This is a genomic window from Bacillus halotolerans, assembly GCF_001517105.1.
Lineage (GTDB): Bacteria > Bacillota > Bacilli > Bacillales > Bacillaceae > Bacillus > Bacillus halotolerans.
This window is the reverse complement of the sequence record NZ_LPVF01000009.1, coordinates 97,506-118,353: the sequence shown is the minus strand read 5'-3', so window position 1 is coordinate 118,353 and position 20,848 is coordinate 97,506. Positions and strand designations below refer to the sequence as shown.

General features: G+C 41.0%; 20 protein-coding genes and 2 pseudogenes. 15 read left to right on the top strand and 7 right to left on the bottom strand.

Annotation, left to right across the window (positions count from 1 at the left end):
- Positions 1–115: 115 nt before the first annotated feature.
- The 4 genes from rpoD to AU387_RS08260 all read left to right on the top strand — a co-directional run bounded on the left by rpoD (position 116) and on the right by AU387_RS08260 (position 3,949).
- Positions 116–1,231, top strand: a complete 1,116-nt coding sequence (gene rpoD, locus AU387_RS08275) for an RNA polymerase sigma factor RpoD (protein WP_003226225.1) — start codon at positions 116–118, stop codon at positions 1,229–1,231.
- Positions 1,232–1,559: 328 nt separating this feature from the next.
- Positions 1,560–1,922 (top strand): cytochrome c550, encoded by a 363-nt coding sequence (gene cccA, locus AU387_RS08270; protein ID WP_059335433.1) that lies wholly within the window; start codon positions 1,560–1,562, stop codon positions 1,920–1,922.
- A gap of 244 nt (positions 1,923–2,166) precedes the next feature.
- Complete coding sequence (trmK, locus tag AU387_RS08265; RefSeq protein ID WP_059293832.1) at positions 2,167–2,835, top strand: tRNA (adenine(22)-N(1))-methyltransferase TrmK; 669 nt, start codon at positions 2,167–2,169, stop codon at positions 2,833–2,835.
- The gene (locus AU387_RS08260; RefSeq protein ID WP_059335432.1) at positions 2,828–3,949 is read left to right on the top strand and encodes a Nif3-like dinuclear metal center hexameric protein; all 1,122 of its coding nucleotides are present in this window, start codon (positions 2,828–2,830) and stop codon (positions 3,947–3,949) included. The genes trmK and AU387_RS08260 overlap by 8 nt, the downstream gene beginning before the upstream one ends.
- A 23-nt stretch (positions 3,950–3,972) precedes the next feature.
- On the opposite strand, the gene AU387_RS08255 is transcribed toward AU387_RS08260, so the two are convergent.
- Both AU387_RS08255 and vrrA read right to left on the bottom strand, forming a co-directional pair.
- Positions 3,973–4,917 carry a 4-hydroxy-3-methylbut-2-enyl diphosphate reductase gene (locus tag AU387_RS08255; protein WP_044154526.1) on the bottom strand — a complete coding sequence of 315 codons (945 nt, stop codon included), beginning with the start codon at positions 4,915–4,917 and terminating at the stop codon, positions 3,973–3,975.
- 123 nt (positions 4,918–5,040) lie between these two features.
- Entirely contained in the window at positions 5,041–5,748 is a 708-nt protein-coding gene (vrrA, locus tag AU387_RS08250; protein ID WP_059335431.1) for a VrrA/YqfQ family protein, read from the bottom strand.
- A gap of 168 nt (positions 5,749–5,916) precedes the next feature.
- Between vrrA and cshB the strand changes: the two genes are divergently transcribed.
- Positions 5,917–7,233: a DEAD-box ATP-dependent RNA helicase CshB gene (gene cshB, locus AU387_RS08245; protein ID WP_044154530.1), complete on the top strand. Its 1,317-nt coding sequence runs from the start codon at positions 5,917–5,919 to the stop codon at positions 7,231–7,233.
- Between the two features lie 9 nt (positions 7,234–7,242).
- The gene (locus AU387_RS08240; protein WP_044154531.1) at positions 7,243–8,136 is read left to right on the top strand and encodes a deoxyribonuclease IV; all 894 of its coding nucleotides are present in this window, start codon (positions 7,243–7,245) and stop codon (positions 8,134–8,136) included.
- Positions 8,137–8,164: 28 nt separating this feature from the next.
- Here the strand turns inward: AU387_RS08240 and AU387_RS08235 are convergent, their stop codons facing one another.
- Complete coding sequence (locus AU387_RS08235) at positions 8,165–8,419, bottom strand: DUF2624 domain-containing protein (protein ID WP_044154532.1); 255 nt, start codon at positions 8,417–8,419, stop codon at positions 8,165–8,167.
- Positions 8,420–8,535: 116 nt separating this feature from the next.
- Between AU387_RS08235 and AU387_RS08230 the strand changes: the two genes are divergently transcribed.
- Positions 8,536–9,417, top strand: a complete 882-nt coding sequence (locus AU387_RS08230; RefSeq protein ID WP_059335430.1) for a YitT family protein — start codon at positions 8,536–8,538, stop codon at positions 9,415–9,417.
- Positions 9,418–9,558: 141 nt separating this feature from the next.
- The gene (zur, locus tag AU387_RS08225) at positions 9,559–9,996 is read left to right on the top strand and encodes a zinc uptake transcriptional repressor Zur (protein ID WP_059335429.1); all 438 of its coding nucleotides are present in this window, start codon (positions 9,559–9,561) and stop codon (positions 9,994–9,996) included.
- Positions 9,997–10,038: 42 nt separating this feature from the next.
- Here zur and AU387_RS08220 read toward each other — a convergent pair whose 3' ends face one another.
- Positions 10,039–10,620, bottom strand: coding sequence for a nucleotidase (locus AU387_RS08220; RefSeq protein ID WP_044154534.1), 582 nt, complete (start codon positions 10,618–10,620; stop codon positions 10,039–10,041).
- A 132-nt stretch (positions 10,621–10,752) separates the two neighbouring features.
- Between AU387_RS08220 and AU387_RS08215 the strand changes: the two genes are divergently transcribed.
- Positions 10,753–11,142, top strand: coding sequence for a DUF308 domain-containing protein (locus AU387_RS08215; protein ID WP_082687864.1), 390 nt, complete (start codon positions 10,753–10,755; stop codon positions 11,140–11,142).
- 25 nt (positions 11,143–11,167) lie between these two features.
- Here AU387_RS08215 and ispG read toward each other — a convergent pair whose 3' ends face one another.
- Both ispG and AU387_RS08205 read right to left on the bottom strand, forming a co-directional pair.
- Complete coding sequence (gene ispG / locus AU387_RS08210) at positions 11,168–12,286, bottom strand: flavodoxin-dependent (E)-4-hydroxy-3-methylbut-2-enyl-diphosphate synthase (protein WP_174754447.1); 1,119 nt, start codon at positions 12,284–12,286, stop codon at positions 11,168–11,170.
- A gap of 137 nt (positions 12,287–12,423) precedes the next feature.
- Positions 12,424–12,723 (bottom strand): LysM peptidoglycan-binding domain-containing protein, encoded by a 300-nt coding sequence (locus AU387_RS08205; protein WP_059335427.1) that lies wholly within the window; start codon positions 12,721–12,723, stop codon positions 12,424–12,426.
- A 185-nt stretch (positions 12,724–12,908) separates the two neighbouring features.
- On the opposite strand from AU387_RS08205, the pseudogene AU387_RS21125 reads away from it, so the two are divergent.
- A pseudogene (locus AU387_RS21125) lies at positions 12,909–13,053 on the top strand (transposase); the annotation flags it as partial.
- Between the two features lie 905 nt (positions 13,054–13,958).
- Entirely contained in the window at positions 13,959–14,387 is a 429-nt protein-coding gene (yqgA, locus tag AU387_RS08200) for a cell wall-binding protein YqgA (protein ID WP_044154538.1), read from the top strand.
- 527 nt (positions 14,388–14,914) lie between these two features.
- Here the strand turns inward: yqgA and AU387_RS08195 are convergent.
- Positions 14,915–15,690 (bottom strand): annotated as a pseudogene (locus AU387_RS08195) (DUF1189 domain-containing protein).
- Positions 15,691–15,819: 129 nt separating this feature from the next.
- Here AU387_RS08195 and AU387_RS08190 point away from each other — a divergent pair.
- From AU387_RS08190 to pbpA, 4 genes are all read left to right on the top strand, one after another.
- Positions 15,820–16,302: a DUF456 domain-containing protein gene (locus AU387_RS08190; RefSeq protein ID WP_059335426.1), complete on the top strand. Its 483-nt coding sequence runs from the start codon at positions 15,820–15,822 to the stop codon at positions 16,300–16,302.
- 177 nt (positions 16,303–16,479) lie between these two features.
- The gene (gene sodA, locus AU387_RS08185; RefSeq protein ID WP_044154540.1) at positions 16,480–17,088 is read left to right on the top strand and encodes a superoxide dismutase SodA; all 609 of its coding nucleotides are present in this window, start codon (positions 16,480–16,482) and stop codon (positions 17,086–17,088) included.
- Positions 17,089–17,193: 105 nt separating this feature from the next.
- Positions 17,194–18,486, top strand: coding sequence for an MFS transporter (locus tag AU387_RS08180; RefSeq protein WP_044154541.1), 1,293 nt, complete (start codon positions 17,194–17,196; stop codon positions 18,484–18,486).
- A gap of 113 nt (positions 18,487–18,599) precedes the next feature.
- On the top strand, positions 18,600–20,750 hold the full coding sequence (gene pbpA / locus AU387_RS08175) for a penicillin-binding protein 2A (protein ID WP_044154542.1): 2,151 nt from the start codon (positions 18,600–18,602) through the stop codon (positions 20,748–20,750).
- The last annotated feature ends 98 nt before the right edge of the window (positions 20,751–20,848 follow it).

Here is a 20,848-nt window from a genome sequence, read left to right as displayed (position 1 = left end):
ATTTCATTATTCGCACATTGTTAAAGGCAGTTCACATAGAAAACGCCTGAATGGACCGAATAAGAATCATACCGCTTTTAGAATTCGTTGCAAGCTTTGGAAGGAGGGATCCATAATGGCTGATAAACAAACCCACGAAACTGAATTAACATTCGACCAAGTGAAAGAACAATTAACCGAGTCTGGTAAAAAACGTGGCGTTTTGACATATGAAGAAATTGCTGAGCGTATGTCCAGCTTTGAGATTGAATCAGACCAAATGGATGAGTATTATGAATTTTTAGGTGAACAAGGTGTTGAATTAATTAGTGAGAATGAAGAAACAGAAGATCCTAATATTCAGCAGCTTGCCAAAGCCGAAGAAGAATTTGACCTTAATGACCTAAGTGTACCGCCTGGTGTCAAAATCAATGACCCAGTTCGTATGTATTTAAAGGAAATCGGCCGGGTTAACCTTCTTTCTGCAAAGGAAGAAATCGCCTATGCGCAAAAAATTGAAGAAGGTGATGAAGAATCCAAACGCAGATTGGCTGAAGCGAACCTGCGGCTTGTTGTCAGCATCGCCAAACGGTACGTCGGACGCGGAATGCTGTTCCTTGACCTGATCCAAGAAGGTAACATGGGTCTGATGAAAGCCGTTGAGAAATTTGATTACCGTAAGGGTTATAAATTCAGTACGTATGCTACGTGGTGGATCAGACAGGCGATTACACGCGCCATTGCCGATCAGGCGAGAACGATCCGGATCCCCGTTCATATGGTTGAAACCATTAATAAATTAATCCGCGTACAGCGTCAGCTATTGCAAGACTTAGGCAGAGAGCCAACACCTGAAGAAATTGCGGAAGACATGGATTTAACACCTGAAAAAGTACGTGAAATCTTAAAAATAGCACAAGAGCCAGTGTCCCTTGAAACACCGATCGGTGAAGAAGATGATTCCCATCTTGGTGATTTCATCGAAGATCAAGAGGCTACTTCACCTTCAGATCACGCGGCATACGAGCTATTGAAAGAGCAGCTTGAAGACGTGCTTGATACGTTAACAGATCGTGAAGAAAATGTATTGCGGCTTCGATTCGGTCTTGATGACGGACGTACAAGAACATTGGAAGAGGTCGGCAAGGTATTTGGAGTTACGAGAGAGCGTATTCGACAAATCGAAGCGAAAGCGCTGCGGAAACTAAGACATCCTAGCAGAAGTAAACGTTTGAAAGATTTTCTAGAATAAGATGGAACGGGTCTTGCAGATCCGTTCTTCTTTTTTTAAAAAGATATATGGATAATATGTCTTTATTTTACTGAAAAATGATGTCATTTGCAAATGAACATTGTGATGAAAAATTTCAATATACCAATCCATATTTTCTATTGTAAGCGTATACAATACATTATACAATAGAATAAAAGGAATGTTAGAGAAATAGGCATGATTTGATTCAATTTTGTATAAAGTGTGAATAAAAAACTTTTGTATGCCAATCCATTTACTTTTTGTAAAAATAAGTTAGAATTAGAAGTGTTTACATAGGGGGAAGGATCATAAAGGGGGAAGGGAAATGAAATGGAATCCGCTTATTCCATTTTTACTGATCGCTGTTTTAGGAATTGGTCTGACTTTCTTTTTATCAGTAAAGGGGCTTGATGACTCTCGCGAGATTGCGAGCGGGGGAGAAAGCAAGTCTGCTGAAAAAGATGATGCAAACGCTTCACCGGAAGATATTTACAAGGCGAATTGTATCTCGTGTCACGGGGAAAATTATGAAGGAGTTTCGGGTCCGAGTTTAAAAGGTGTAGGGAATAAAAAGGATGTCGCTGAAATCAAAACAAAGATTGAAAAAGGCGGTAATGGAATGCCTTCCGGTCTTGTTCCGGCTGATAAGCTTGATGACATGGCAGAATGGGTGTCTAAAATTAAATAATGGATGTATCTTTCTCCTTATACGTTCTCAGGCCGCCGAGATGTTCTCGACAGCCTTTTATTTTTGTCCGTCATCCCATACTTGATGTTGTTCCTGCAAAGAAATAAACTGAAAATCATTCGCTCAGCTTGGATTCCGAGCTGATTTTTTATATGATAGAAAAGGAAAAAATGATTGAGAAAAGTTGTGATGACTAGTGAACGAATTAAAATTATCAAAACGATTACAAACAGTAGCGGAGTACATACCGGATGGAGCAGTAGTAGCGGATATTGGCTCTGACCATGCTTACCTTCCCTGTTATGCGGTGCTGAATCATAAAGCCAGCAAAGCTATTGCTGGAGAAATAACAGACGGTCCATTCTTGTCTGCCAAACGGCAGGTCGAAAAATCGGGCTTAAGCGCACACATAACGGTAAGGCAAGGAGACGGCCTGGAAGTGCTTCAGAAAGGTGAGGCTGACGCCATAACAATTGCCGGAATGGGCGGGTCACTGATCGCTCATATCTTAGAAGCAGGCAAAGAAAAACTGACAGGTAAAGAACGGCTTATTTTACAGCCGAATATTCATGCCGTTCATATTAGAGAGTGGCTGTATAAAGAAGGATACGCACTTATTGATGAAGTGATTCTTGAGGAAGACGGAAAGTGCTATGAGGTGCTTGTGGCCGAAGCCGGAGACAGAGATGCAGCTTATGCAGGAATTTCTTTGCCGGCCGGAATGCTCGTAGGCCCATTTTTGGCAAAAGAAAAGAATGCTGTATTTTTGAAAAAATGGACACAAGAGCTTCACCATACTCAAAACATATATGAGCAGATCAGCCGTGCTGCAACATCTGAAGATAACAAACAGAAATTGAAGGAACTAACCGATCGAATGAAGCTATTAAAGGAGGTTATCGATCATGGCTAAAACGGTAAACGGACAGCAAGTCATCCAGCTGTTTGAACAATTTTCTCCGAAAGCCTATGCAGTTGAGGGCGATAAAATCGGTCTGCAAATCGGCAGTTTAAATAAACCGGTTAAAAATGTGATGGTTACGCTGGATGTATTGGAAAGCGTTGTCGATGAAGCGATTGAAAAAGATGTTGATTTAATCATTGCGCACCATCCTCCTATTTTCCGGCCGCTAAAGCATATTTCAACTGATCAGCCCGGCGGAAGGCTGATTGAAAAGTGTTTGAAGCATGATATCGCTGTCTATGCGGCTCATACTAACTTAGATGTTGCTGACGGCGGCGTAAATGATCTGCTTGCTGAGGCCTTGGGGCTGAGTGAAACTGAAGTATTGGCTCCTACCTATACCGATCCTCTTAAAAAGCTGGTCGTATACGTGCCGAAAGAATATGAGGAGCAGGTCAGAGGAGCGCTGGGAAATGCGGGGGCAGGCCATATAGGTGACTACAGCCATTGTGCGTTTTCATCTGAGGGCATTGGCAGCTTTAAGCCACTGGACGGCGCACAGCCTTTTATCGGAGAGGTAGGAGAGCTTGAGCTCGTTCATGAAGTCAGACTGGAGACTGTGTTTCCTAAAAGCATAGAAAAAGCCGTTATAAACGCAATGATAAAAAGCCATCCATATGAAGAAGTCGCTTATGATGTTTATCCTGTCGAACAGTCACCAGCTGAAAAAGGGCTAGGCCGTGTCGGAACACTTAAAAATGAAATGACGCTTCAGGAATTCGCTTTGTTTGTGAAAGACAAGCTTCAAGTGAACGGCGTCAGAATGGTGGGACAGGCTGACAGCATGGTGAAGAAAGTAGCTGTTCTCGGAGGAGATGGGAACAAGTATATCCACCAGGCAAAACGAAAAGGCGCAGATGTTTACGTTACAGGTGATCTATATTTCCATGTTGCCCATGATGCGATGATGCTTGGTCTGAATGTCATTGATCCAGGCCATTATGCTGAAAAAATCATGAAAGAAGGCGTCACAAAAAAACTGGCGTCAATGTGTAAGGATAAAAAAGCAGACGTCAATATCTTTATTTCTGAAACGGATACAAATCCATTTACTTTTCTATAAAAAAAACTGAGGCTGTGAGGGCCTCAGTTTTTTGCTTTCACTTTCGGAAGGATTTTTTTAAGCGGGACATTGTGTTCGATTGTCCAAGTTGATGGGTTTTCATGATCAAACTGTTCTAAAAAGCGAATCACTTCTTTGGTGATCGGTGTCGGTGTTGAAGCTCCGGCAGTAACGGCAACGGTATTTACGCCTTTAAGCCATTCCAGTTTTAATTCGCTTAGATCGCCGATTCGGTACGCTTTTGTTCCGGCTATTTCCTCTGACACTTGAGCGAGCCGGTTTGAATTGTTGCTTTTCGGGTCGCCGACAACGATCGTTAAGTCGGCCTTTTTCGCCTGTTCCGATACAGCTTCCTGCCGCACCTGAGTAGCCAGGCAAATCTCTTGGTGATATTCAACGTGAGGATATTTTTCCTTCACAAACTCCATAATATCGTGAACATCCCATTGAGACATTGTCGTTTGGTTTGTTACGATCAATTTTTCAGCTTGGATATCGAGATTTTTGACATCTTCCGGCGTTTCAACCAAGTGAACGATATCAGGCGCAACGCCAACCGCTCCTTCCGGCTCCGGATGGCCTTTTTTGCCGATATAGATTACGTGGTATCCTTTTTCTTTCATTTCTAAGATTAAATTGTGTGTTTTCGTTACATCCGGACATGTAGCATCTATTGCGACTAAACCTTTTTCTTCGGCGATTCGTCTAACCTCGGGAGAAACGCCGTGCGCTGTGAAAATGACAGTTCCTTTGTCAACCTGCTTCAGGATGTCCAGTCGATTAGCGCCGTCCAATGTATAAATGCCATCTTCCTCAAACGCATCAGTGACGTGTTTATTATGAACAATCATCCCGAGTATATAAATGGGTCTTGGCAAGCTTTTATCCAGTGCCGCGTTTTTAGCGATTACCATAGCGTCAACAACACCATAGCAATAGCCGCGCGGCGAAATTTTAATTACGTCCATTTTCGGTTGTCCTCCAATACAGAAGTGAGTAAAGGCAATATAAAAAGCCGTAATCAAACGGCTCTAATCTTGCATTCTTCTGATCTCCATTATAGCCAAACTCACTCCAGATATCAAAGAATGTTAAATATATAATCTCGGCTTTGAACTGCCTGATGTTTTTTTCGAGGAAGGAGAGGGCGTTTCATTTTTCTTTGAGACAGATGTTTTTGATTCTTGTTCCTTCAAGTCCGGTGCTTCTGTTTTTTTTGCAGGTGATGAACTGCTTGCTTTTGATTTTTTCTTTTCGGCAGAGTCGCTGGACGCAGTTTTCTTTTCTGTTTCTGCACTTTCATCCGATTCTGTCTTCGTTTCTTCTTCAGTGCCCTCTGTATCATCGTTTCTGCTTAATTGACTGTAAAGCTTTATCATTGCCGGCAGATTGCGGACTAAGGGTCCGTACTGCTGGATCATAGGGGTGACTTGCTGCGCCATGCCCAGCACTTTTTGCACATTGTTGAGCATACTGGATAACGATGCCGGATTAGCGAGATTTTGAATGCCTTGCAGACCTGCTCCTCCGCCTGCGGCTGCTCCGGGGGCCCCTGTGCCTCCTGCGCCGGGCAAAAATTTGGACAGCATCCCTTTTAAGCCTGTGCCCGCCCCATTTCTTGCTCCGGCGTTTGGCTGAGGAAGAAATTGCTGCCCTGATTGCTGGAAACTTTGCTGCGGCGGACCAAATGAAGGCCTTCGCATTTCAGGCGCTGCTCTTCCCATCATGCGCTGGTTTTGCATAGGGCGGGGCGGACCCGGCTGCGGATAGTTTCTCATTGGCTGCTGCTGTGAAAACATACTTGTACCTCCTTTCAGTTCTCTCTGCTATTACAATATGCATGGGTTTCGGTATTTGCTTTCCTTATCTGAATAAAACAAACGCCTTCCAAACGTGGTGTTTTTAAGGTGAATCGGGTATAATGTGATGATGGACACATAATGTGCCGCTTTAAGGAGCTGGGAAAAATGAAAGAAACTAAATTTGATGTGTATGAATTGAAACCGTTTATTATAGATGCAGTACATCGCCTTGGTTTTTATGAACCGACTGATATTCAAAAAAGGCTGATTCCTGCTGTATTAAAAAAAGAAAGCGTCATCGGACAGTCTCAGACGGGAACCGGAAAGACTCACGCTTACTTACTTCCTTTGTTAAATAAAATTGATCCTGCTAAGGATGTCGTTCAAGTGGTCATCACGGCTCCGACGCGCGAGCTTGCCAACCAGATTTATCAGGAAGCGCTGAAAATCACGCAGGGTGCAGAAGGCGATTCGATCCGTTCGAAATGTTTTATCGGAGGCACAGATAAGCAGAAAGCCATTGATAAACTGAAAACGCAGCCGCATCTAGTCGTCGGAACGCCGGGACGGATTGCGGATTTAATCAAAGAACAGGCACTAAGTGTTCATAAAGCTGAGTCTCTTGTTATTGATGAAGCAGATTTAATGCTGGATATGGGGTTCCTTGCAGATGTTGATTACATTGGTTCACGCATGCCAGAGAATCTGCAGATGCTTGTGTTCTCTGCAACGATCCCGGAAAAGCTGAAACCGTTTTTGAAAAAATACATGGAAAACCCGAAATATGCCCACGTGGAGCCGAAACAGGTCACTGCTGCAAAAATCGAGCATATCCTTATTCCTTCAAAGCACCGTGATAAGGAAAAGCTCCTTTTCGATATCATGTCTAATCTGAACCCATACTTAGGCATTGTGTTTGCCAATACGAAAAACACTGCCGACCATATTGCCAAATATTTGATGGGCAAAGGTATGAAAATCGGACTTTTGCACGGCGGCTTAACGCCTCGTGAGCGGAAAAAAGTCATGAAGCAGATTAATGATTTGGAATTCACTTATGTAATTGCAACTGACCTCGCCGCAAGAGGTATTGATATTAAAGGTGTCAGCCATGTCATCAACTATGAGCTGCCTGATGATCTTGATTTCTATGTTCACCGTGTGGGCAGAACAGCGCGCGCGGGTTCTTCAGGACAGGCCATGACAATTTATGAGCTTTCTGATGAGGATGCATTGGTGAAGCTTGAGAAAATGGGTATTGAGTTTGATTACCTGGAGATTGAAAAAGGCGAATGGAAAAAAGGCGATGACCGCCAGCGCCGCCAAAAGCGTAAAAAGACGCCGAACGAAGCAGATGAAATCGCCCATCGTCTCGTGAAAAAGCCGAAGAAGGTTAAGCCGGGATATAAAAAGAAAATGAGCTACGAGATGGAGAAAATTAAGAAAAAACAGCGAAGAAATCAATCTAAAAAAAGAAAGTAGGGGAACCGGTTGTTGAGAATAGGTTCACACGTCTCTATGAGCGGAAAACATATGCTTCTGGCTGCGAGTCAGGAAGCAGTCTCTTACGGGGCGAACACGTTTATGATTTATACAGGTGCGCCGCAAAATACGCGCCGAAAAAAAATTGAAGACTTAAATATAGAAGCCGGCCGCGCTCACATGCAGGAAAACGGGATCGACGAGATTATCGTACACGCGCCTTATATTATTAATATTGGCAATACGGTCAATCCGGCTACGTTTGAGCTTGGTGTTGATTTTCTCCGCTCTGAAATTGAGCGGACAGCTGCTATCGGCGCGAAGCAAATCGTCCTTCACCCGGGTGCTCATGTTGGCGCAGGAGCCGAAGAAGGCATTAAAAAAATCATTGAAGGCTTAAATGAAGTCATTGATCCGAATCAAAATGTGCAGATTGCATTAGAAACAATGGCAGGCAAAGGATCTGAATGCGGCAGAAGCTTTGAAGAGCTTGCGCAAATTATTGATGGCGTGACACACAATGAGCAGTTGTCTGTATGTTTTGACACATGCCATACACATGATGCCGGCTATAATATTGTCGAAGATTTTGACGGAGTGCTGAATGAATTCGATAAAATTGTCGGTATTGACAGAATCAAAGTGCTCCATATCAATGACAGCAAAAATATCAAAGGCGCGAGAAAAGACCGTCATGAAAATATTGGCTTCGGGGAAATCGGGTTTGACGCATTGCAATATGTCGTTCATCATGAGCAATTAAAAGACATCCCGAAAATTCTTGAAACGCCGTATGTCGGTGAAGATAAAAAGAACAAAAAACCGCCGTACCGTTTTGAAATTCAAATGCTGAAAGAAAAGCAATTTGACAACACATTACTCGAAAAGATTTTACAGCAATAAAAAAGGGGGGATTGGATCCCCCCTTTTTTTAGTTTGTGAACTGTTTGAAAAGTTCATGAACGGTTTGGGCTGTTTCTTTTGAAGTAATGGATTCTACTTGTTTCAGCAGCCGCGTACGTTCCTGCTCATTAAAAATATTCACATTTTTCCCGTATAACAGGTTTGCTACTTCAACTGCCTGCGGTTTTGACAGACTGATTCCGTATTGCTTAGAGTACTTCAATAAATCTTCAGCAGTGGCTTGATTGAGCCTCTGCAAGATAATTCTTTGAAATAATATCATCGAACATTCCACCTCTCAGACATAATGTATGGGCAAATCAGTAAAATGTGTCAGCATTTCATGGTAAAATAGAGTCATAGTCTATTTAAAATAGTTATTGCAGGAAAGGAGATTTTATGACCCCAACAAAACAACACAAAAGAGAATCATTTACCCACTTTATATTCAGGGTCATCATGATTCTGATTGGAGCTGCGTCTGCGGCGGTAAGTATTGAATTATTTTTAGTCCCCAATGATTTTATTGATGGAGGCATTATCGGTGTATCACTTATTTTAGACCACCTCTTTATGTCAAACCCCTTTCTGAATTTCGCTGTATTCGTTGTCATTTTAAACATTCCTTTTATGATCTTCGGATATAAATATATCGGTAAGACCTTCCTCGTTTCTACTGTTATCGGGATTGTCGGCCTTGCCTTAATCGAATCCTCGCTTCACCACGTAGAAGCCATTGCGACACAGCCTATATTGGCTACAGTATTCGGAGGTCTCTTGCTCGGCTTTGGTGTCGGGCTGGTGATTCGAAACGGTGGTTCAATGGACGGCACAGAAATTCTCGGTATCCTTCTAACGAAAAAACTGCCGTTTTCAGTTGGTGAGTTTGTGATGCTCATCAATGTATTTATCTTTATTTGGGCCGGTTTTGTGTTCGGTCCTGAGCAAGCTATGTATTCTTTCATGACTTACTACATTGCCATGAAAACCATTGATGCGGTCATCCAAGGGCTGGATGAAACAAAAGCTGTGATTATTGTCTCGGACCAGTATGATGAGATTTCCGACGCAATATTACACCGTCTCGGACGCGGAACAACGAAGCTGAAGGGAAAAGGCGGCTATACAGACGAGGAAAAAGATGTGATTTATGCAGTTGTCACAAGGCTGGAAGTGACCAAGCTCAAATCCATTGTGTTTGAAGTCGACGATAATGCATTTATTACAATTATGAATACTCATGAAACAAGAGGCGGTAAATTCAAAACCGCAATCCACTAGGCTTTCATTTACTTTTATTCATTTTATGGGTATAATTTTATCAGTAGTAAAGAAAATGGCTTGCTGGTCAGACAGCTGCCATTTTCTTTTTGATATATAAGATACGTTCGTTCATAAGCAAAGCGAAAAGGGGGGCCCTTCATGAACGTACAAGAAGCGCTGAACTTACTGAAAGAAAACGGATATAAATATACAAGCAAACGGGAAGATATGCTTCAGCTTTTTGCTGATTCGGACAGGTATCTGACCGCTAAAAATGTACTGTCTGCACTAAATGATGATTATCCCGGTTTAAGCTTTGATACGATTTACAGAAACCTTTCTTTATATGAAGAGCTAGGTATTTTGGAAACGACTGAGCTCTCCGGTGAAAAGCTGTTCCGATTTAAATGCTCATTTACTCATCATCACCATCACTTTATTTGCCTGGCTTGCGGCAAAACAAAGGAAATTGAGTCTTGTCCGATGGATAAGCTCTATGATGACCTAGATGGCTATCAGATCAGCGGGCATAAATTTGAGATTTACGGGACATGTCCAAGCTGTGAACAGGAAAAGCAAGATCAACCTTCTTCGTAAGAGTTAAGGATAGAGATAAAGGAGCCTGATCAGGCTCCTTTTTTAATTTTTCACACGTATGAAATAATGTTTATTTTCATTTATCCATTGAACCGCTTCGAGCCAGTTGTTAACTCTAATGATATTTGAATCGGTCGGAAGCTGGTTATAAGGCGAATTGAATAAAATCACCGGTATACCGGCTTCTTTTGCAATCATCATTGCGTTTCCGTGATGATCCTCAAAAAACAAGTCGATGTCATGTTTTTTGACCGCTTCGACTTTATGATGCCCTCCCACGAGCTCTATGTGGTCATAATGGATGTTTTGTCTGTCAAACCATTCGAACGTAACATCGCTTAAATGAGTCCTTCTCGCCGTAATATAAATCAGCCGGTGCTCCTCTTTGAGGAGGTCAAGGGACTGTTTTGCATGCTGCGCAAGAAGTGCTTCTTTATATATGATTGCTTCATTTTGATTCATCCAATCCCAAAATTCTTCCTGTGTAATATGTAACAGTTTTGTTAAATCATAATCCGTCATGTCGTTTAATGAAATGGAAAGATTAAACGAGCGGTTTAAATAAGGGACGAATGTATCCTGAGCCGTGATTGTGCCGTCAATATCTATTCCTAAGCGTAACATGCCCACACTCCTTCAGTTTCATCCTTTCAAGTGTAACATAAACAATTAACATTACCAGAAAAGTTTAGCAAACATGAATCAGCAAAAATGGATCAAACTATAAAAGCTCCTTTAATAAAACAGAAGGGGGAATTGAAGGTGGCAAACGATTACGAAAAACGTGATAACAACAGTTACTATGTAGATCATGGTTCTGAAGGAACAAATATTACCCGCGACAATGATGGTTTTTTTGAGGAAACGGCTGCTGAAATTGCAGAGCCTTTCCGTGCTTCTGACCGAAGCGGTGACCAAGAGAATGACCGCAGCGGCGGAAATGTCAATGAAGGACGGGGGATAGGGTATATCGCTTTAGCCTTGTCCATTATTTCATTGTTTGTTCTTCCTGTTTTGTTGGGAGCTGCCGGTATTATTGTCGGCTATATCGCAAGAAGAAGAGGAGCCCAAAGCCTGGGTGCATGGGCTATGGGGATTGGTGTTGTCTCATTAGTGCTTGGAATATTTATTATTCCATTTTTCTAATACAAAAAAGCTTGACGGGTTCCCGTCAAGCTTTTTGTGTTTCTTCAGCTAATTTCGCTTTTTCAGCCTCAAGCTTTGCGTAGTGCTCTTCAGCAAGTATGTCGATTTCTTTTTTCAGTTCTTCAACCATTGTTTCTTCTGGAACCTTACGGACAATTTTACCTTTTCGGAACAGAAGACCTTCGCCGCGTGCTCCAGCGATGCCGATATCAGCTTCTCTCGCTTCACCCGGGCCGTTTACCGCACATCCGAGAACGGCGACTTTAATCGGCGCTTTCACTTTAGAGATGTATTCTTCCACTTCGTTGGCGATACTGATCAAATCAATCTCGATACGGCCGCAAGTCGGGCATGAGATGAGGGTTGCAGCGTTAGAGGCCAAACCAAAGGATTTCAACAGCTCTCTCGCTACTTTAACCTCTTCAACCGGGTCTGCGCTTAATGAGATACGCAGGGTGTTACCGATGCCCTTGCTTAAAATCGCGCCAAGTCCTGCTGCGCTTTTTACTGTACCGGCAAACAGCGTTCCTGACTCGGTGATTCCGAGGTGAAGCGGGTAATCAAATGCTTTTGACGCTTTTTCGTAAGCCTCGATGGCAAGGTTTACGTCAGAAGCCTTCATGCTGACGATAATATCGTGAAAATCTAGATCCTCAAGAATCTTAATGTGATGAAGAGCACTTTCTACCATGCCGTCTGCTGTCGGATATCCGTATTTTTCTAAAATCCGTTTTTCCAATGAACCTGCGTTTACACCAATTCGGATTGGAATCCCTTTTTCTTTCGCCGCTTTAACGACCGCTTCGACTTTTTCACGGCGGCCGATGTTGCCTGGGTTGATTCGTATTTTATCTGCGCCGCCTTCAATGGCTTTTAACGCAAGCTTATAATCAAAATGAATGTCAACAACGAGCGGAATGGAGATGCGTTTTTTAATATCCGCAATGGCGTTTGCCGCTCGTTCATCCGGACAAGCCACCCGCACGATTTGGCATCCGGCTTCAGCCAGCCGGTTAATTTCCGCAACCGTTGCTTCTACATCATGTGTTTTGGTTGTTGTCATGCTTTGGATAACGACTTCATTGTTACCGCCTATTGTTAAAGGTCCCACTTTAACGGGACGCGTTTTTGTACGATGGGTGATTTCACTCACTTGTCAATCGCTCCTTCATTGTAGTTGCCGCTTCTAGATAGAATAAACCTAGTATGGTGTATGTCAATGTATTTTACAAATTATATTGTAACAGTGTATTCGCCGAACTGACAAGAAATTAACGTTAATTATGGGTAGACCGGGAATTTGTATGCTGTTCCTGCTTGAATCGTATTGGCTTTTACATTTGGATTAAGCGTTTCAAAATCCTTTACAATATCGTCAGGGGAACTTGCAGACCCGACAATCGACATGACCGTGTCACCCGGTTTTACCGTCACCGTTTTATACGCTGTTTCCTGTACAGCTGTTTTTGCCGATGCTTTATAGACAGGGAGGTTCTGAAAGGGGATCGTTCCAATTTTAAGATCATAAAAAATAATAAAAAGGATAAAGAGAATGCTGAATACAAAAGTGAGACGTTTCATTGATTTTGCCTCCCGCATACAAAATTTTATAACATTGTATGCTTGTCCGTGTTGATTCATGACAAAAGAAAAACCTAGACTAGACCTTAATTCCAAGAAAATTCCAGTATGATATGAAAAACACTCTCCAGAGTGCTATATATGTTTAGTTCGACAACCAAAAATGAGCATACGGATGAGTTATGATGTCAAAAGACAGTAATAGTTCAGCGCATACTACTTGGAATAGTAAGTACCACATCGTAATTGCTCCGAAGGACAGAAGGCAAGTAATTTATAGGAAAATCAAAAAAGATATTTGGGAATATCCCCCACCCCTTATGTGAAAGAATGCGCTGAGAAGTTTCGTAAGTGTTTTGTATTTTGCATCGACTGCGATTGTATGAGGCATAGCTACGCGTTCCTTTTTACTTTACTGAAAAAAATGTAAACACTTGACTGTCACGAACCATTTACAGATTCAACCACTATCCCTCCAAGACAAGTCCGTTTCGGTTGAAAGTCATATGCAAATAAACGTTCCAAAATTTATTTTTCAGAAAGTATCACTCTCACAAATCGATTGTGCTGAATTTAAATTTCTCGATCCTCTGAGTAGGACTAGGCTCTAACGGTTTTTTGTTTACTTCGCGATCTATTTTTAATTTCTTGGGTCAACTTGATTTTGAATAGGCGCGGTTGTGTTTCCGCATATTTTCTTCATAATGGCTTTGAGTGCGTTCTGTCGATGGTTGATAGACATGATTGAGATTCATAGCTTCCGGTATACGATAATTTGTTTGAATATGGCCGATGGTCTCGCGAATGGAATGGTGCTCAAATTCATATAGGATGAATACCGCCGAATCAACACTAGGTAGTCCATAATGGAAAATTAAGAAGTAGATTCACCATAAATTAAAAAAAGTAAAATGTTTCTTATGGTTTTCACAACAGTCCAAATGATCAGCTAACCAAGTTTACTCACTGCACAACGATTTGTTCACGTTGTTTTTTCGCTTTACATATTGAACAAAAAAGATTGTCGTTATATCCAACGAATGGACTTTGTCTCTTTTTTATGTGATCGATTTTTGAAGGAATCTCTTTGACTAAAATATAATGCAGTCAAAAAGGTGAGCGAGCTATAATAAAGTGGTGATTTATTATAATATAAAACGCATATACCATTATTTACAAAAGCTGAAGGATTTGTTAGGATTACATAGTAATAGTTTTAAAGGAGGAACCTAGTAATGAAGCAAAGAAAATTTTCAGTGTTTTTAATTTTGCTGCTAATGGCAATGCTCGTAGCACTACCTAAAGAAAAAGCAGAGGCAGCAAGCAGTGGTTGGCAATCAGTAAGTGGTATCTCTGGTTGTAAGATAAGAGTTATTACTGATGCGTATACATATACTAAAAGTGCTACCTCTATTGATGCTTATGCTGAGACAAATGGAAAATGTGGTAAATTAAATTATAAGAGTTTTGGTGTTTCTATTGTCGAAGGTGGGGACATTGGTCCTCAATACTCAGGGTATTTTTCGAGTAGAACACCCACTAAAAAGTTTTATTTCAGTAAATTACCAAAACCGACAGGTGTACCTTGGGCAGTAGGTTTATCTGTGTACAAGGGGAAAGCTAAGGGAGCCGCATTTGTTTATATAAATCCTCAGAAAAGATAATAATATATTATTGCTGAAGCTCAAGAGGATTGGAAGAGATAATTCTAGTTTTTTGGTACTAAATTTGAATTCGAATTAAAAAGCTAGGTGCCTGTCGGCACCTAGCTTTTTAATATATATTTTTAGAAAATTTTTTCATAGCACTTTTTTAAAAAATGTGGATATAAATTTATTTTCTGTTGGTGACTAAAAAAGAAAAAAGTTTTATATATCTTTACCCTGCTATGCTTCAATATTTTACAAAGGATTTGTTCTGAAGGATAGATTCTTGAAATTCAACGGTAATCATTACTGTTTTTTTAGACATTGTTTTATTTGGCTGAGATTAAAACATCAAAATTATTTCACAACTGAAAATTTCCAGACCCCGACCCAGTTCTCGTACAAAAAAGCAATTTTTTAGAATGAAATTCCATCCCAAGAAAAGAAAGGGTAGCATCCAAGTTGTAAGATTGGCCTTTTTACACTGGTTGCTTAAAGAGAAAGTTACACATGTACCATTCTTTTTTTGAAAAGATTCCTGAAAATTAACCGCTATTTTTTAAAGATTTCTTTTTTTTAGCCGGGAGCTCTTTTAATACGAGAAACAGGATGACAAAGTTAACAAACCAGTTGACTAAAAATTCACTTGGCACCGTTGTTTCTAACGCACGCATAATCGTAAAAAATATTGTTGAAAGGGTAATGGAGTAAGCAGAAAGCTTCCATAGCTGCTGGTAGGACAGCTGCTTTTGCTGACCGTTCTTTATGATTAGCCCGATAAGCGCCAAGAATGATACCTCAATAAATTTTCCCGCCGCTGTCACGAGAAATATGAGTACTGAGAGAACAGTCACGATCATTGTTTTATTTTGGTTTAACCCTGCAGTGACATCTTTTTTTGTTAAATCTGACGGCATCATTGAGTAAGCCATCTCTTGGGCCTGTCCGTCAATGGCCAAAACAAACTTATCCTGTAGTATACCTATTGCGTTTTGCTTTGCTTCGATTTGTTCCGTGCCATATGCATCCGTCGGATCAAACACGATGACAAAGCCGTTTGCCTTTGATTCTGTGGCTTTTTTTCATCCGTCTGAAGTTTGCCGTTTGAAATTGTGAAATCAGGGAAATCTTTGTTTAAAACGGATTTAAAGCCGTTCATAGATTGGACGGTCCCTGAGCTTACATAATAAGCAGTGGGAATCGCAAAAAGGACAGAAAGCAAAAATACATAAAGAATCGCTTTTCCGATTCCTTGAAATCTTGTTTTTGCAATATCCCGTGGAGAGTATGTACTTTTGATGAAAAGCTGAAATACATTCACTGTCTTCACTTCCTAGCTATACAATATATGTTGCTTATTGTATCGTTGCCTGCGTATGAATACAAGGAAGACCTGCATTGGCAGAAGTGTAAGATCAGAGATGTAAGCATAATGAGGAGGATGGATTCTATGGATATTTTGTATTGGCTGTTGATCGCGGCACTATTTATCATCGCTTTTATCGGGCTAGTGTATCCTGTTATTCCAAGTGTTGTATTTATCGTTGCCGGTTTTGTATTATACGGATTTTTGTTTTCTTTCAGTTCGTATTCCTATATGTTCTGGCTGGTTGAAGCTGTATTCGCCGCAGTATTATTCGCCGCAGATTATGTTTCCAATCTGCTTGGTGTAAAGAGGTTCGGCGGAAGCAAAGCTGCTATTTGGGGGAGTACGATCGGTTTGTTGATCGGTCCCTTTGTGATTCCGGTTGCGGGGATTATTTTAGGGCCGTTTATCGGAGCTGTTTGCGCAGAGCTTATCGTACATCAAAAAGATGTAAAATCAGCGTTTAAAATTGGGCTAGGCTCATTGATCGGCTTTTTAACAGGGGTCATTGCAAAGGGAATTATTCAGCTTTTAATGATCGGATATTTTTTATGGACTGTCCTGTAAGAATTGCTCTCAGGAGGTTTAAGGGGGCGAAGTAACGGTTAAAGTGAAATATGTCTGCTGAAATAGCCAAGTTGTGAGCTTTTTCATTGATTACACGGCGTTCTTTTGTTACATTGAATGAAGAAAGGCTCGCTGTGAAGCGGCATTTCAGTACATATATATTAAGGAGGAATTATCATGGCTTACGAACTTCCAGAATTACCTTATGCGTACGATGCTTTAGAACCGCATATCGACAAGGAAACTATGAATATTCACCATACGAAGCACCATAACACATACGTTACAAATTTAAACAAAGCGGTTGAAGGAAACACTGCTCTTGCAAACAAATCAGTTGAAGAGCTTGTTGCAGATCTAGATTCTGTTCCTGAAAACATCCGCACAGCAGTCCGCAACAATGGCGGCGGACACGCGAACCACAAATTATTCTGGACACTTTTATCTCCAAACGGCGGTGGCGAGCCAACTGGCGAGCTTGCTGAAGAGATCAACAGTGTATTTGGAAGCTTTGACAAATTCAAAGAACAATTCGCTGCAGCAGCAGCTGGACGTTTCGGTTCAGGCTGGGCATGGCTTGTTGTAAACAACGGCAAACTTGAAATCACAAGCACGCCAAACCAAGATTCTCCGCTTTCTGAAGGCAAAACGCCTATCCTAGGTCTTGATGTTTGGGAGCATGCTTACTACCTTAACTATCAAAACCGCCGTCCTGATTACATTTCAGCTTTCTGGAATGTGGTAAACTGGGACGAAGTTGCTCGTCTTTACAGCGCAGCAAAATAATAACGCAAACAAGGCCCTCATAAAAGGGCCTTGTTTTTTATGTCTTCTCTTTACATATCTCGGTTTCAGTGAGACAGACTAAGGGGTAGTAAAGGGGAGTCAGTAATGAGCAAACTAAAAAAGGTAATTGGAGATGTAGATGTAAATAAAGGATTACTTCTTCTGCTGACCGTTGGCGGTCTTTACTCGTTAGGAATTGCGCTTTCCAATACATTTGTGAATGTGTATCTCTGGAAGCAGTCAGGGAAATTTATTGATTTGGCGATATACAACTTATCAATTGTGACGATGCAGCCGATAACATTTTATTTAGCTGGCCGATTAGCCAAAAAAATAGACCGGGTTTTCATTCTTAGATTTGGAGTGATTTTTTTAGCGGCATTTTATTTAAGTGTGCTGCTGGCTGGAGAAACTGCTGCATCACGTCTTGTTCTCATCGGAGCGGTGCTCGGAGTAGGCTATGGATTTTACTGGCTCGCGTTTAATGTGCTCACCTTTGAAATAACAGAGCCTGATACGCGGGATTTTTTCAACGGCTTTATGGGCATCCTGTCCTCATCCGCAGGAATGATTGGTCCGATTGTTGCAGGATTTGTCATCTCAAGGCTTGAAAATAATACGGGTTACACTGTCATTTTCAGTCTCTCCCTCAGTTTATTTGCACTGGCTGTCGTGATGAGCTTCTTCCTAAAACGGAGAGAATCAAAGGGCCATTTTATGCTGAGTAAGGTATTTGGAGAACGCCACACTAATATGAACTGGCGGCGAATTACAAATGCGCATTTTTTTCAGGGCTTGAGAGAAGGGATTTTCGTCTTTTTAATCAGTGTTTTTGTGTTTATTGAGACAAACAGCGAACTGGCCCTCGGAACCTTTGGCCTCGTCAACTCTGCTGTTTCCTTTTTTGCCTATTATTTTGCATCAAGGCTGATTAAGAAAAAGGCCCGTAAAAAATCAATTTTGCTGGGCGGCCTTATTTTGTATGGTGCGCTGTTTTTGATACTCTTTCATATGAGCTTTACGACATTATTGACATACGGCGTGTTTATTGCGATCGGCTATCCTCTTTTGCTCGTGCCTTATGTATCGCTTACATATGATGTCATAGGACGTGCCAGACATGCCAGAAAAGCGAGAATTGAATATATCGTGCTGAGAGAAATGTTTTTAAACGCCGGCAGAATTGTTTCGATTTTATGCTTTCTCCTTATCGTGGCCCTTTTTAAAGAAGATATGGGTATACCGTTGTCGCTTGCCATCTTGGGCATCGGACATCCGCTCATTTATTACTTTGTCAAGGATATTCGTTTTAAAGAGAAAGAAGAGGAAAATGAAACTATGGAAGAAGACGGCCACAAACGGGTGACTGAACCGAACCTTTTAAAAGGCGAAAGATAATTTTTTGGCAATAAGGGGTTATCTGTAGAAAAAAGTCGAAAAAACCTTTAAAATGAAAAATGGCACTCTTACTTGAGTGTCTTTTCTTTCCGTAAATAGAAAAAGGTGATGTTATGAGGAGAAATAAACAAAAAAAGCAAAATCATAAAGAGAAAAAGAAGTCGCTTCCGATCCGGCTGAATATTTTATTTTTGGCCGCTTTTGTTATATTCACCTGGATTATTGTGGAGCTTGGCATTAAGCAGATCGTTCAAGGCGATGATTACAAAAATCAAGCCAATCAGCAGGAACAAAGTGAAGTCAGCTCGGCGGTGCCGCGCGGGAAAATTTATGATCGGAATTTTAATGCCATTGTAACAAATAAGGCTTTAAATGCGATTACATACACCAGATCTAAATCTACAACGCAAGAACAGCGTCTGAAAATCGCAAAAAAGCTGGCAGATATGATTAAAGTCGACACAAAAAAAGTAACAGAACGGGATAAAAAAGATTATTGGATTTTGACTAGACCAAAAGAAGCGAAAAAGCTGATTACTTCTAAGGAAAGACAGCAGGTAGAAAATAAAAAATTATCAGATGATGATTTATATCAGCTCCAGCTAAAACGGATTACCGATAAGCAGCTGAATGAATTGACTGATAAAGACATGCAGATTCTCGCCATTAAAAGACAGATGGACTCCGGATATGCGTTAACACCGCAATACATCAAAAATGAAGATGTATCAGCGAAAGAAATGGCAGTTGTAAGTGAACATTTAGATGAACTGCCGGGTGTTGATGTCACCTCAGACTGGGAACGTGAATATCCATATGAAAATCTTCTCCGCTCAGTGCTCGGAAGTGTATCAAGCTCTGATGAAGGATTGCCATCCAACTTGCTCGACCATTATCTGTCGCTTGGCTACAGCCGAAATGACAGGGTCGGAAAAAGCTACTTAGAATATCAATATGAAAGTCTTTTGCAGGGGCAAAAAGCGAAGGTGCAAAATATTACAGACTCTAAAGGTAATGTAACTGGGACAAAAACGGTGTCGGAAGGAAAAGCCGGTAAAGACCTTGTGCTGACAATTGATATTGATCTGCAAAAATCAGTCGAAAAAATTATTGAAAAAAAACTTAAAGCTGCTAAAGCAAGACCAAGTACTGAATTGTTAGACCGTGCCTTCGTTGTCATGATGGATCCTAGAAATGGTGAAGTACTGACAATGGCAGGGAAGCAGATTAAACGGGAAAATGGTGCCTATAAGTTTGACGATTATGCATTAGGAAATATGACTTCATCCTACGCTATGGGATCAGCTGTTAAAGGTGCAACTGTTTTGACCGGTCTTCAAACTGGAGCCATTAATTTGAATACGATATTTAAGGACGAACCATTATATATCGGTCAAGATAAAAGAGGAAAAAAATCTTGGCAAAACTTAGGTCCGGTTGGTATTCAAACTGCTTTGGAGAAGTCTTCTAACGTGTTTATGTTTAAGACAGCGATAGCAGTTGGTAAAGGTGAATATAAACCTCACCAAGCCTTGCCTCTGGATACTTCTGCGTTTGATACGTTCAGAAATTATTTCAGTCAATTTGGTTTAGGGGTAAAAACAGGAATTGATCTACCAAATGAAATGACGGGATATAAAGGTACAAACAGATTGTCAGGTTTCTTGCTTGACTACGCGATTGGGCAGTATGATACTTATACACCGCTTGAATTGGCTCAATATGTCTCTACCATAGCAAATGGTGGCTATCGCTTGAAGCCTCAGCTTGTTAAAGAAGTCAGAAAATCAGATGCGAAAAAAGGGATCGGAGCTGTCGTTGAATCTGTTCAGCCTGAAGTATTGAATAAAGTCGATATGAAGAGTAGCTATATTAAAGAGGTTCAGGCTGGCTTTAGACGGGTCGCTACTAAAGGGACAGCCGCAGGTCAACTTGCTTCAGCATCATATAAACCGGCTGCTAAAACAGGAACAGCGCAGTCTTTCTATGATGGACCAGATAAATCAAAAACAGGAACAGCAACTTACAATACGACACTTGTCGCTTACGCACCTGCTGATAATCCTGAGATCGCCATTTCTGTGGTGGTCCCTTGGACCTACATTGATTATAATGACAGATATTCAATTACGAACGAAATCGGCAGAGAAGTATTGGATAAATATTTTGAGCTGAAATCGAAGCAGGACAAAGAAGATACTCAGCAAAAAAATAAAGACAAAATTGAAGAAAAAGCAGAAAACACAACGTCTTCTGATAACTAAACAGAAACGCCCACATCATGTGGGCGTTTTTTTTATACAAAAAAATGCACGGATTTACAAAACCTTAACATTCGATTTAAACCTATTTTACATAGAAC